Consider the following 11,457-nt stretch of genomic DNA (forward strand, 5'->3'; position numbering starts at 1 on the left):
ATTTCTTAACATAACGTAGCTAATAAGGAGGAATCCCTCCAGAAACACGGAACGCAGCACCGCAGCGTACAAAAAAATACGTGAGGATGCGAGTATACCGGATTGACGTATAAATTACCCTTAGAAGCAAGTTATGTAAGGAGTCTAATGATATATTTGTTACAATAAAAGTTCCTTAGTATAAAAAAATTTAAATGTTTAATATAATTTAGCTTGAAAGCTACCGTGGCTTTGTTATAATTGTAATTACAAAACAAAAAAGGTTTACAAAATGAAAAATTTATTAAAGATTTTATTAATTCTAGCTTTCTCAGCACCAGTATTTGCTGATATACCGTCCGATCCTACTTCAGTTACAACAACCCAAATACAAGCTATGAGTACTGACGATCAACAAGCTTGGGTTGCTAGCTTAACAGCAGGTCAGTATAATATGTTAAGTCCTGATGTTCAAAAGTGGGTAATGGAGAATACTACCGATGCTCAAAAACAAGCTTTAGGAATTAATCAGTAATATTTTAATTAATTTTTAAAATCAATATATGTTAGGAATCAATTATTCTTAACATATACTCCTGATAAATGAAAAGTAGTCGAAATAAAAAAATAAATTAAATTTGTATTCGAGATGGGAACCGCTTTCCATCTCGAATACTCATTATTTCAAACTTCTTTCAAAAGGAGTATGTAATACTACTTTTGAAAGAAAAAAAGTATATATCACTAAAAGTTTTTGCTTTCGCTCTCCTTTCAGTCCTCCGGTTATCGTGTCATGTATAAATATTCATTTATCCTTTAGTAAAACAATAAACTATAAGAATATAGAAGCTAATCCACCAATGTCATTCCTGCAAAAGCAGGAATGACATAAAAGCTATAACAAAAAAATATTACTTATGCAATTACTTATTACCGTAATCATCATGGAAATACTCGCCGGAGCGGAAATAGATTTATTCATTCCAAGTTTCCCTGAAATACAAGATACATTCAACCTTTCAACTTTTATGACGGAGTTACTACTCGGTATTAATCTAACTGCTTATTGTATTACTTCGCTTATAGTCGGTAATTTAGGAGATAGGTACGGACGCAGACCGATTATTACACTCGGTTTACTGATTTTCAATCTTGGTAGTTTATTTTGCGTATTTGCAAATAATTATGAAGCGATATTATTTGGAAGATTTTTGCAAGGATGCGGGATATCATCGGTTGCAGTACTAGTATATGTCGTGCTTGCCGATATTTATTCGGTACAAGAACAGCAAAAATTAATGGGCATTTTAAACGGCACTATTACGCTTTCTATGGCTTTTGCACCGGTTCTAGGCAGTTACGTCAATTTATTTTGGGGATGGAGAGGTAATTTTGTTTTATTATTCGCACTTGGTTTAATTAGCTTAATTCTAGGTATATTTTATATTCCAAAAAGAGAAGTTAATAAAAAAATACGCATTTCTTTAAAAGAATATATACCGGTTTTTAAATCACCGAAAGCTATATATTATATACTTACAATGATATTTCTTGCACAAGGATATTGGATATTTATCGGCATTGCTCCTATTTTATATATGCAAGATTTAGGCGTAACTTTAGAATATTTTGGATTATATCAAGGATCAATGGCAGCTTTATTCTCAATCATGAGCTTTACAAGCGGTTATTGCTTTAAAAAATTCGGTATTAAAAATTGCTTCTATTTTGGAGTTATATTTATAATACTATTCTTACTAGGAAATAGCATATTAATTGTATATAATATTAATAATCCTTTAACTATAACAATAGTTACTTTATTATTATCTCTTGGCGTGATATATCCGATTAACATATTATGGCCGCTGCTTTTAGAAGCTATTCCGGACGGCAAAGCACGTATGACGGCTATTTTTACTGCGGCTAGATTGATTTTAACGGCATTTGGGCTGCAATTAGTAGGCTTTTTATATAACGGTACTTTTGTCCCACTTGGTATTACTATATGTGTTGTGACGCTATTTGGGTTAGTAACATTACCTAAATTATTTAAATATGATAGAATCTTTGAAATTTCCGGTGAGGTAAAAATAAAAAATGACTAATCAAGCTTTTATCTTCAAAATAGCTTTCAGATATTTTAGAGCTAAGAAAAATGAAAAGTTTGTTTCTATTATTTCTGCCTTTTCTTTAGTGGGCGTAATGATCGGCGTTGCGGCATTAATAGTAGTCATGTCGATTATGAACGGTTTTCACATAGAGCTTACTAAAAATATTATTGGGTTAAATGGGGATATAGTAATAAATCCGCAAGCCGGTAGCATTGATAACTATGAAGAGATTAAAGCTAAACTCCTAAAACAAGATTATATAAAACATGTAACGTTTATTGCTCACGGTCAAGCTTTGGCTCTTGGTAAAAGTAATAATAGCGGTGTACTTGTTAAGGGTATTAATTTAAAGGATCTAAGCTTAAGAAATGAAATTTTTAAAAATGTGAATTTTGGTAGTTTTGATAATTTTCACGGCAAAAACGTAATAGCACTCGGAGGAGAATTAGCAAGTAATTTAGGTGTAACTGTTGGGGATAAGATCAGATTAATTTCACCAAATTCCGTTTCTACCGCCTTTGGCAACATGCCAAGGTCAAAAGAATTTAAAATTATAGCAATTTTCAATAGCGGTATGTACGATTATGATTCGGCAACGATATTAATGCCGCTTACCGCAGCACAAAATTTTTTATCTCTCGGCGACGATATTAATTTAATCGAAATTAATAGTTTAGATCCCGATAAAGCTCCTTCATATTCATATAAATTGCAAATATTATTAGGAGCAATGTTAAGAGTAACTAGTTGGCAAACATTAAACGCACCGTTTTTAAGTGCCCTTGCCGTTGAGCGTACGGCTATGTTTACTATTCTTTCTTTAATTATTACGGTTGCCGCATTTAATATTATTTCAAGCTTATTTATGCTCGTTAAAGATAAAACTTCAGATATCGCAATTCTTAGGACTATAGGAGCGAGTACAAAGCAAATAATGCTTATTTTTATCTATAACGGAATGTTTATAGGATTGCTTGGCACAACACTAGGCGTAATCCTTGGTGTTACCTTCTCTCATAATATTCAAACTATCAAGAATTATTTGGAGCGTATAACCGGTACTAAAATTTTCGAGGCAGCTATTTATTTTCTTTATAGGTTACCTTCAAAAGTAAGAGCTGAGGATATTATTTTAATTACCTCTTTATCTATAATATTGTGTTTTCTTGCGACAATTTATCCTTCTTATAAAGCCTCAAAATTAAATCCCGTGGATGCCCTAAGATATGAATAATAAAGTCCTCATTCTAAAAAATATCTCAAAACATTACAGCCAAGGCAAAACTATTGTTAGAGTATTAGATGATCTTAATTTAACGGTTAGTGAGGGTGAATTAATCGCTATAATAGGTACTTCAGGTAGCGGCAAATCGACTTTACTACATATTGCCGGCTTGCTTGATAAACCTACAAACGGTCAAGTCATCATACCAAATAGCGAGTATACGAAAAATTATCTCATTCGTCTTCATTATTTAGGTTTTATCTATCAACAACATCACTTACTTAAAGATTTTACCGTCCTTGAAAATGTCATTATGCCAAGACTTATTAGCGGTCTTGATCAAAAAGAAGCAATAGAAGATGCAACAAAGATATTAGATGATCTAGGGCTTGGGGGAAAACTCTATAATATGCCTGGAGAATTATCGGGAGGAGAACAACAACGCGTTAGCATAGCTCGGAGCTTAATTAATAAGCCGAAAATTATTTTAGCAGATGAGCCTACGGGTAATTTAGACCCCAAAACCACAAATGAAGTATTTAATTTATTTTTAAAAGTAGCGAGAGAACAAAATATTGCCGTTATTATGGTAACACATAACCATGAGTTAGCACATAAAATGGATAAATTATATAAGCTAAAGCACGGATTATTAAATATAACTTGATTTAAAGCTCAAAAATTCTAATAATTATATTAATATTCTTTAATAAAGGTTAGTAATGGCTGAGCCTATTATATTTACTCTTTTACTTGGCAATAAAGATCAGATATTAGAGAGAATAAACAATCAGGAAGCTCAAAATAAACTGCCTATTATCCCGCTACAAGTTAATAAAGAATCACATATATCCGATAAAGAACGTATTTTTGCGGAGATCTTAGAAAAATCCCGCAAAGAGGGCAAAACACCGATTTTTAACATTCAACTTAATAATAATAATGTAAGACCCATTTTTCAGGTACAAGATTTAATTAATTCACAAAATTTAAATATAAAAACTACTATTACTTTTGATCAATATAATTCATTAACCCAAAATCCTGAACTAGAAGCTTACTGGAAGCAAATTATGGAAAAAGTTGATCATGTTTTTTTTGTCAATGAAGCAGATCAAAATTTAGCTATAAATGAAAATATTATAAATAAAGATAAAACCACTACAATTAAAGATGCAAATATAGATTTAACATCGGTTTTTAATAATCTTATATATAATCGCGAAATTGACCAATTACTCTCTAATACAATACCTGATAAAGCAAAATTAGATAAAATAATAAAAAAAGCTAAAAATCAAGGCGGTAGAGTAATTATAGAAACCTGGCCTATTTCTGCAGACGAAGCAACAAATCTTATCACTGCTAAATTCGGTATTACCTCTGAAGATCAAATTTACGGACTAAAACTCGAAATCAATGAAATCTTGAAAGATCCAAATAATGCTGCCGAAAATTTTAAAAAATATGTATCACAAATATCTCGACAATTTCAAAAAGATTTAGGTAAATCTGAAATAAATCCTATTGATTTTAATATAGAAAAAATTATAAAAAATGGACCTGAGGATATACAAAAAGAACAAGCAACGTCATATGAACCTCCAAAAGAAAATCAACCAGAATCGCAAGGTTTTTTTAGAAGAGTTTTTAACTATTTTAAAGATATAGTAACTAGTTTTCTTGGCAAGAAAGAAGAACCTCAAACTCTAGTAACTCCAACCCCGCAACCAAAACCAACAGTAACACAAGAACCGCAAGCAACTGTTGCACCTTCTATAACTCAACCGGAGCAACAAGCTTCCGTTAGTAATACAAAACCATGGGAAGAATTAGGAATCACACAAAAAGTGTACGAGGAATCTCTGCAAGCAGAAAAGCAATGTTCTACACCGATAGCAGGACAGAAACCACAAATATCTGACAAAAAATCATCACCGGTTATAAATACTGAAGCTCAAATTGGTATTTATAATACAGAAGATATAAAACAACCTAATTATTTATACACTGAAGATGATATAAAAAATATATTAGAAGCAAATATAGATAAGAATAAATTCTCTATATTCCAGCATGCCTCTTTAGAAGAACCGGAACTATTAAAAGATACTCTTCGTGCTGCACTAGAGGATCTAATTGTAGATAATAAAAAGCCAATTATACCGCTCAATACAGGGCATGAGCATTGGCTATTCATGACGGCTAGTAAAGATGATAAAGGTAATATAACCTTTATATATAATGACCCTACCGGTCAGCCATTGGAAGCTCGTCCAAAAGTAGCAGAATATATTAACGAAGTTTATCCCGATGTAAAAATAATAGATCTAAAAACAAAACAACAAGAAAATGCGTACGATTGCGGAGTTTTCGTATGCAATAGTGCGATAAAACTCTCTAAAGGGCAAAAAATTCTAACTACTGAAGAATCTAAAGGACAAGGTATAAATTTAAGGGAGGCTCAAGCTAATACATTATTAATACAACAACAAGCAAAGATAATTGGACAACCATTAAAAACAAATATAGGGCAACAACCAAGTAATAAATTTCAGAAGATGGTTAGTCAAAAAACGAATGATCAATCTAGACGACTCTAATAATAAAAAAACATTAGGCAAAATTTCTAATTACTAATATAATTATTTATAGTTAATTTATACTTTAACAAAGAATGACTACAATACTTGTGATCGTTATTATAATAATGATCGCTTTATCTGCTTTATTTGCTGCTACCGAAACTGCTATTACTGCCTCTTCTCCCGGGAAGATTCATAAGCTTAAAATCGCCGGTAATAAGCGTGCTAAAACAGTTTTAGAGGTTCTTAAGAAAAAAGAAAAAGTCATAGGGACTTTATTAATCGGTAACAGCTTAATCAATACTGTTTGTACCACTATTGCAACTACTCTCTTTATTAGCTTTCTCGGAGATAACGGACCGATAGTTGCTTCCGGCGTTATGGCTTTTATAATTATTGTTTTTGCTGAAGTAGTACCGAAAGCAATAGCCGTTGCTAAACCTGAACAATTAGCATTAAAAATGGCTTCAACTATAGTAATTTTTTTAAAGCTTTTCAAACCTATTAATATTGCTCTTGATTATATTACAAAAATATTTTGCTTTATATTTCGTATTAATTTAAAACCTCAAATCTCAGGCACCGAGGAAGTAAGAGGCGTGATTGAGCATTACCATCAAGAAGGCGGAGTTTATAAATCCGATCGTAATATGCTCGGCGGGATATTAGATATACGTAATATGACGGTATCGGAAATTATGACTCACAGGAGTAGTATTATAGCCCTTAATATCGACCTACCTCATGAAGTAATAATTAAAACTTTATTATCAGGTGCTCATACACGTATACCTTTATGGCAAGATAATAGAGATAATATAATAGGGATTCTTAATTTAAAAAATTTGCTTAAAGCATTATACGAAAATAATAATGATGCAAAAAAAGTTGATATTAATAAACTTCTAACCCCACCTTGGTTTATCCCTGAGAATGCACTTGTAGTAGACCAGTTACATGCATTTAGAGAACGTAATAATCATTTTGCTTGTGTTGTAGATGAGTATGGTACTCTACTAGGTATTATTACTCTTGAAGATGTTATAGAAGAAATCGTAGGACCTATTACCGATGAACATGATAGGCTTAATAATGAAATTATCAAGAAGTCTAATACCGAGTTCATTATAAAAGGAACTACGACTATTAGAGATATTAACCGAGAACTTGATTGGAATTTATCGGATGAGGATGCAAACACTATAGCAGGATTAATAATCCATAAAATTGCTAGGATTCCAAATCAAGGAGAAGTAATTGAAATATTTAATTTAAAGGTAATTATTTTAAAGAAAATTGCCAATAAGATTGATAGCGTAAAAATTACCGTATTACCTACTACTGAGGAAACAATAAGCAGTGAGTGAAATCGGTAATTTTTTACTGCTAGCTACGATGTGCTTAAGCGGTGTGCCGGTATTATCTGTCATACCGTGGCTCGACCACGGTATCCAGAAAAAAATCAAAAAAGATTGGATCCCGCGATCGAGTCGCGGGATGACAACCATACTCCCTTTCTACATAGCTGCCTTATGTACATTATTTGCCTTTTATACCCTAGTCTACGCTTTTATTATCTCTAACTTTTCACTACAAAATGTTTTCTTAAATTCTAGTACCTTAAAGCCGTTAATATATAAAATAGCCGGTAGTTGGTCGAGTCACGAAGGGTCGATGTTATTATGGTTTTCCTTATTACAAATCATTAGCTGTTGTTATATATTTTTACTTGAAGATAACCGGCTTAAATTTTTATCTATTATCATATTATCAGCTCTACAATTATTTTTTAGTAGCTTTATTTATTTTACCTCGAATCCTTTTAACGTTTTTTCATTTAGCCCTAAAGAGGGACTCGGGCTAAACCCAATGCTACAAGATATTGCTCTTAGCATTCATCCACCATTACTTTACCTCGGCTATGTTAGCTACGTAGTACCTTTTACTATTGCTACTGCAATGTTGCTTACTCCTGTCATACCGCGACTTGACCGCGGTATCCAGAAAAAAATTGATAATATGGATACCGTGGTCAAGCCACGGTATGACATAAATTATAGCCCTTTATGTCTTCTCAAAACATTTGCGGGCTTCGGTATCTTATTTACTACTATCGGAATTAGTCTTGGTTCTTGGTGGGCATATAGAGAACTGGGCTGGGGTGGATTTTGGTTTTTCGATCCGGTAGAAAATATTTCGTTATTTCCTTGGTTATCCGGAATTATGCTATATCATTCTATAATTGTAACAGCAAAAACCGGACGTATGCAAAGTTGGATGATAATTTTATCAATCGTTACTTTCTTATTGGTAATATTTAGCACTTTTTTAGTACGTTCCGGTTTTGTTACCTCAATTCACTCTTTTGCATCCTCACCTGAGAGAGGGATATACCTGCTTGGGATATTTTTAATTTTGAGTATTGGAAGTATAGGGTTGTATAGTGTCATCCCGCAACTCGATCGCGGGATCTCAGGAAGTTTACCATCACAGACTGTTTTACAAGATACCGTGGTCAAGCCACGGTATGACATACTCGGCATACTCCTCGGCAATATATTTTTCCTCCTTAGCCTTATTGTGCTAATAGCTGCCACACTTTATCCGCCAATTTACTCTTTATTCGACGATAAACCTATTATTATTAGTGAAACATTTTTTATTAATAATTTTATTATATTCGTTATTCCTATTCTTTGTACCATAGGATTATTTACTACTAGAAGCTCTATTAAAAAACATATTATAATTCTAATATTATCTCTAATAATTACTTATTTAATATCATCAAAAGTAACATTTAGTGCTATATCGATTTTAACTATAATTGCATCTATATTTCTGATGCTTCATAATGTTCATCATCTTTTGATTAAAACTAATTATTTTAGAAATAGACTTAAAGCAAGTAACGCTAGTATGATCCTTGGGCATTTTGGTTTTGCACTGATTAGCTTTAGTATCACTATGAATGCATTATTACAAAGTGAAATGGATTTTACCGGAGAGGTAAGAACAAATAAAACATTTAACGAATTTAAAGTAACATTGCAAAATATTAAATTTGCTCAAGGTAAAAATTATTATAGACAAATCGCTGAATTTTGGCTTGAGGATAATAGCCGTAATATAACTATATTAAAGCCGGAAAATAGGCTTTATATAGTTGAAAAGAGTTTATCGCAAGAAAGCGATATATACTCTTATTTATCATATGATCTTTACGCCGTTTTAAGTAATATAGACGGTGATATAATTCACGCTAAAATATATTACAAGCCAATGATGAGCTTTATTTGGCTTGGAATTATTCTGACCGCTTCCGGCTTTTTTATTGCACTAATCAGAAAAAATTCTAGTTAATGTAAACATCTAATTTGAACCATTATATTTAAGATTTAAAATTTTTATACTATTCGGATGATCAGCTCCGAATTTTTCTATCTGATTATTACGGAATTTTTCATACCAAAATTTCTTAGGTAAAGTACAGCTAGCTTTAGCGGCTGCAATATACATATTACTTATTTCATACACATTCTTCATATTTTCTCTATAGTTATTCCAATATATATTTTCGGCAGTAGCATAAGCATCTACCGCCTCTTTATTTTGATTAAGTAACACTAGTGCATCCCCTTCAGCAACAAACGCTTTTGCCAAATCTATATCCGGTGATATAATAACCTCTTTATTAGGTCTAGTTGGATCGTTAAGAAAAATTGCTTTAGCCTTTTTGGCGTATTCTAAGCTTCGGTAACATCACCTAAACCTAGTTTTGCTCTTGATTTTTGGGTAACAATTCGTCCAAATACTTGATTTTCTTCTTTTTTACTTAGTTTATTCATGTCATATACTTGTTCTAATAAGGAAAGAGCTTCCTGATATTTCTTAAGATTATTTAATACATCTACTTTAATGAGATACGAACCGGTAAGAAATAAATCTTGAGGTTTTATCCCGTTTTCGATACAAACATTTATAGTATCGTCAATTCTTCTTAATGCTTCATAATTTTTACCTTGGATATTAAATAATTTAGCTTTTGCATAATATATAGTTGCTATGTCAGTTTGATCTACTAGATTTTGATTGAACATATCTTCCATAATTTGGATATTTTTTTTCTGCCTCCTCTAGATTTCCCAGTTGAAGATTGGATATAGCTGAGCCGAAAACTACATTACATTTTATGGAATCATATCCTTTCACTTCATCAAATACCTGCTTAGCTTTCGTGTCATATTCAATTGCTTTTTTAGGATCTGACCAAGTTCTATAATACCACCCTATGCGGCCTAAATATGCAGCATAAGCAAATTTTTCTTCATTACTCATTGTCCATAATTTAAATTTACCTTTTTGATCGTTTTTATCAAACCACATTACTAATTTTTTTGAGTTATATAAATCGGAAGAATTAGCATATTGTATTAATAAATTTAATTTTAACTCTAAAATTTTATATATCGATATATCGTATTTTTCTGCATTTTTTGTAATTATCTCAATATTATCCGGTATAGTTTTAGCATTTCTAAAAATACGCCCCTTTACTAAACTTTTAGGTATAGAATTTAGTTTAAATCTTGTACTTGATTTAATATTTGTGCTCCTTGAACTACGAGAATCGGATAACCTCCAAATTCTTGAGTCAAAACATTTATTAATTCCGGATTTTTATTTTCTAATATATTTTTTGCAAGTAATGCAGCTTCCGGCTTAGTGAACGCGTTTGCTTTGATTATGTTAGACAATAATTCATCGTCTTGGGAACAAACTATAATATTACCGTTATACTCCCAATTAATAAAATTCTCTATTTTCTTATTCTCGCCTATTTTTAAATTATCAAACACCGATAACCATTTATCTTTACTTGCTAGATAAGCCATTAAATCTTTCCTCATCACTGCCATATCTTCAATCACCGGTGATTTTACCTCGGTATTAATAGCTTTAGATAATTTGAGTAATTGCTCTCTATATTTAGATTACAATCAATAAACCAAATTATATCATAGTTATCTTTATTTTCATAAGCGTACATCCTAGCAAGCTGCGTTTTACCCATACCGCTTACCCCTCCTACTACACTAGATTGCTTATATTTATTAAGATTTTCTTTTAAGTTTTTCCAATTGCGATACATGATTTATAAAATAGCTAACCGGCACAACTAAATTAGATATTTGACCTTGAGCAAATATACTTCCGCTTATTAGAAGCATAATAATCACTATTATATATATTTTTTCATAATATTTATTAATTTTAAATTAAAAGCTGTAAAAATTGATAACTTTTCGACTAAAAGTCAATAAAATTTTGAGTTAGGTTTGTGGATATTGCATTGATTGAAAAAAGTCCTAGGTGTCATACCGTGGCTTGACCACGGTATCCATAAAAACAACTTAAAGCGTGCAGTTTTTTAACTGAACCCCGTGATCAGATCAAGTCCTCTAATGTACTAACGTTCAGGATGTCATTCCCGCGTAGGCATTGTTGCGTGGATCGAAAAACGTGTTCGGTTGTCATACCGTGGCTTGACCAC

General features: G+C 31.8%; 12 protein-coding genes and 1 pseudogene. 8 read left to right on the forward strand and 5 right to left on the reverse strand.

Translation table 11 applies throughout. The features are described from left to right. Window positions 1-43: 43 nt before the first annotated feature. The 8 genes and pseudogenes from ACIAS7_RS00900 to ACIAS7_RS00935 all read left to right on the forward strand — a co-directional run. A pseudogene (locus tag ACIAS7_RS00900) lies at window positions 44-168 on the forward strand (palindromic element RPE1 domain-containing protein); the annotation flags it as partial. A gap of 103 nt (window positions 169-271) precedes the next feature. Further along, window positions 272-514: a DUF2673 domain-containing protein gene (locus tag ACIAS7_RS00905; protein WP_473198942.1), complete on the forward strand. Its 243-nt coding sequence runs from the start codon at window positions 272-274 to the stop codon at window positions 512-514. Between the two features lie 382 nt (window positions 515-896). Then, window positions 897-2,087, forward strand: a complete 1,191-nt coding sequence (locus ACIAS7_RS00910; protein ID WP_473198943.1) for a multidrug effflux MFS transporter — start codon at window positions 897-899, stop codon at window positions 2,085-2,087. After that, window positions 2,080-3,327 carry a lipoprotein-releasing ABC transporter permease subunit gene (locus tag ACIAS7_RS00915; protein WP_473198944.1) on the forward strand — a complete coding sequence of 416 codons (1,248 nt, stop codon included), beginning with the start codon at window positions 2,080-2,082 and terminating at the stop codon, window positions 3,325-3,327. Before ACIAS7_RS00910 ends, ACIAS7_RS00915 begins: the two co-directional genes overlap by 8 nt. Beyond that, the gene (locus tag ACIAS7_RS00920; protein WP_473198945.1) at window positions 3,320-3,985 is read left to right on the forward strand and encodes an ABC transporter ATP-binding protein; all 666 of its coding nucleotides are present in this window, start codon (window positions 3,320-3,322) and stop codon (window positions 3,983-3,985) included. The genes ACIAS7_RS00915 and ACIAS7_RS00920 overlap by 8 nt, the downstream gene beginning before the upstream one ends. A 55-nt stretch (window positions 3,986-4,040) precedes the next feature. After that, on the forward strand, window positions 4,041-5,921 hold the full coding sequence (locus ACIAS7_RS00925; RefSeq protein ID WP_473198946.1) for a Ulp1 family isopeptidase: 1,881 nt from the start codon (window positions 4,041-4,043) through the stop codon (window positions 5,919-5,921). 74 nt (window positions 5,922-5,995) lie between these two features. Then, a complete protein-coding gene (locus ACIAS7_RS00930) occupies window positions 5,996-7,270 on the forward strand; it encodes an HlyC/CorC family transporter (protein ID WP_473198947.1) in 1,275 nt (424 codons plus the stop codon). Between the two features lie 130 nt (window positions 7,271-7,400). After that, window positions 7,401-9,266 carry a heme lyase CcmF/NrfE family subunit gene (locus ACIAS7_RS00935; protein ID WP_473199379.1) on the forward strand — a complete coding sequence of 622 codons (1,866 nt, stop codon included), beginning with the start codon at window positions 7,401-7,403 and terminating at the stop codon, window positions 9,264-9,266. A 9-nt stretch (window positions 9,267-9,275) separates the two neighbouring features. On the opposite strand, the gene ACIAS7_RS00940 is transcribed toward ACIAS7_RS00935, so the two are convergent. The 5 genes from ACIAS7_RS00940 to ACIAS7_RS00960 all read right to left on the reverse strand — a co-directional run bounded on the left by ACIAS7_RS00940 (window position 9,276) and on the right by ACIAS7_RS00960 (window position 11,055). After that, on the reverse strand, window positions 9,276-9,566 hold the full coding sequence (locus tag ACIAS7_RS00940) for a hypothetical protein (RefSeq protein WP_473198948.1): 291 nt from the start codon (window positions 9,564-9,566) through the stop codon (window positions 9,276-9,278). Between the two features lie 83 nt (window positions 9,567-9,649). Continuing rightward, window positions 9,650-10,012: a tetratricopeptide repeat protein gene (locus ACIAS7_RS00945; RefSeq protein WP_473198949.1), complete on the reverse strand. Its 363-nt coding sequence runs from the start codon at window positions 10,010-10,012 to the stop codon at window positions 9,650-9,652. After that, entirely contained in the window at window positions 9,972-10,289 is a 318-nt protein-coding gene (locus ACIAS7_RS00950; protein WP_473198950.1) for a hypothetical protein, read from the reverse strand. Before ACIAS7_RS00950 ends, ACIAS7_RS00945 begins: the two co-directional genes overlap by 41 nt. 191 nt (window positions 10,290-10,480) lie before the next feature. Then, a complete protein-coding gene (locus tag ACIAS7_RS00955; RefSeq protein WP_473198951.1) occupies window positions 10,481-10,834 on the reverse strand; it encodes a hypothetical protein in 354 nt (117 codons plus the stop codon). 8 nt (window positions 10,835-10,842) lie between these two features. Beyond that, window positions 10,843-11,055, reverse strand: coding sequence for a hypothetical protein (locus ACIAS7_RS00960; protein WP_473198952.1), 213 nt, complete (start codon window positions 11,053-11,055; stop codon window positions 10,843-10,845). Window positions 11,056-11,457: the final 402 nt, after the last annotated feature.

The sequence above is a fragment of the Rickettsia sp. 109562A South Dakota genome, from assembly GCF_055791265.1.

What these genes read in the sequence shown, in the direction of transcription:
- ACIAS7_RS00905 (WP_473198942.1), top strand. Translation starts at nt 272, where the DNA reads ATGAAAAATTTATTAAAGATTTTATTAATTCTAGCTTTCTCAGCACCA.
- ACIAS7_RS00910 (WP_473198943.1), top strand. Translation starts at nt 897, where the DNA reads ATGCAATTACTTATTACCGTAATCATCATGGAAATACTCGCCGGAGCG.
- ACIAS7_RS00915 (WP_473198944.1), top strand. Translation starts at nt 2,080, where the DNA reads ATGACTAATCAAGCTTTTATCTTCAAAATAGCTTTCAGATATTTTAGA.
- ACIAS7_RS00920 (WP_473198945.1), top strand. Translation starts at nt 3,320, where the DNA reads ATGAATAATAAAGTCCTCATTCTAAAAAATATCTCAAAACATTACAGC.
- ACIAS7_RS00925 (WP_473198946.1), top strand. Translation starts at nt 4,041, where the DNA reads ATGGCTGAGCCTATTATATTTACTCTTTTACTTGGCAATAAAGATCAG.
- ACIAS7_RS00930 (WP_473198947.1), top strand. Translation starts at nt 5,996, where the DNA reads ATGACTACAATACTTGTGATCGTTATTATAATAATGATCGCTTTATCT.
- ACIAS7_RS00935 (WP_473199379.1), top strand. Translation starts at nt 7,401, where the DNA reads ATGACAACCATACTCCCTTTCTACATAGCTGCCTTATGTACATTATTT.
- ACIAS7_RS00945 (WP_473198949.1), bottom strand. Translation starts at nt 10,012, where the DNA reads ATGGAAGATATGTTCAATCAAAATCTAGTAGATCAAACTGACATAGCA.
- ACIAS7_RS00950 (WP_473198950.1), bottom strand. Translation starts at nt 10,289, where the DNA reads ATGTGGTTTGATAAAAACGATCAAAAAGGTAAATTTAAATTATGGACA.
- ACIAS7_RS00960 (WP_473198952.1), bottom strand. Translation starts at nt 11,055, where the DNA reads ATGTATCGCAATTGGAAAAACTTAAAAGAAAATCTTAATAAATATAAG.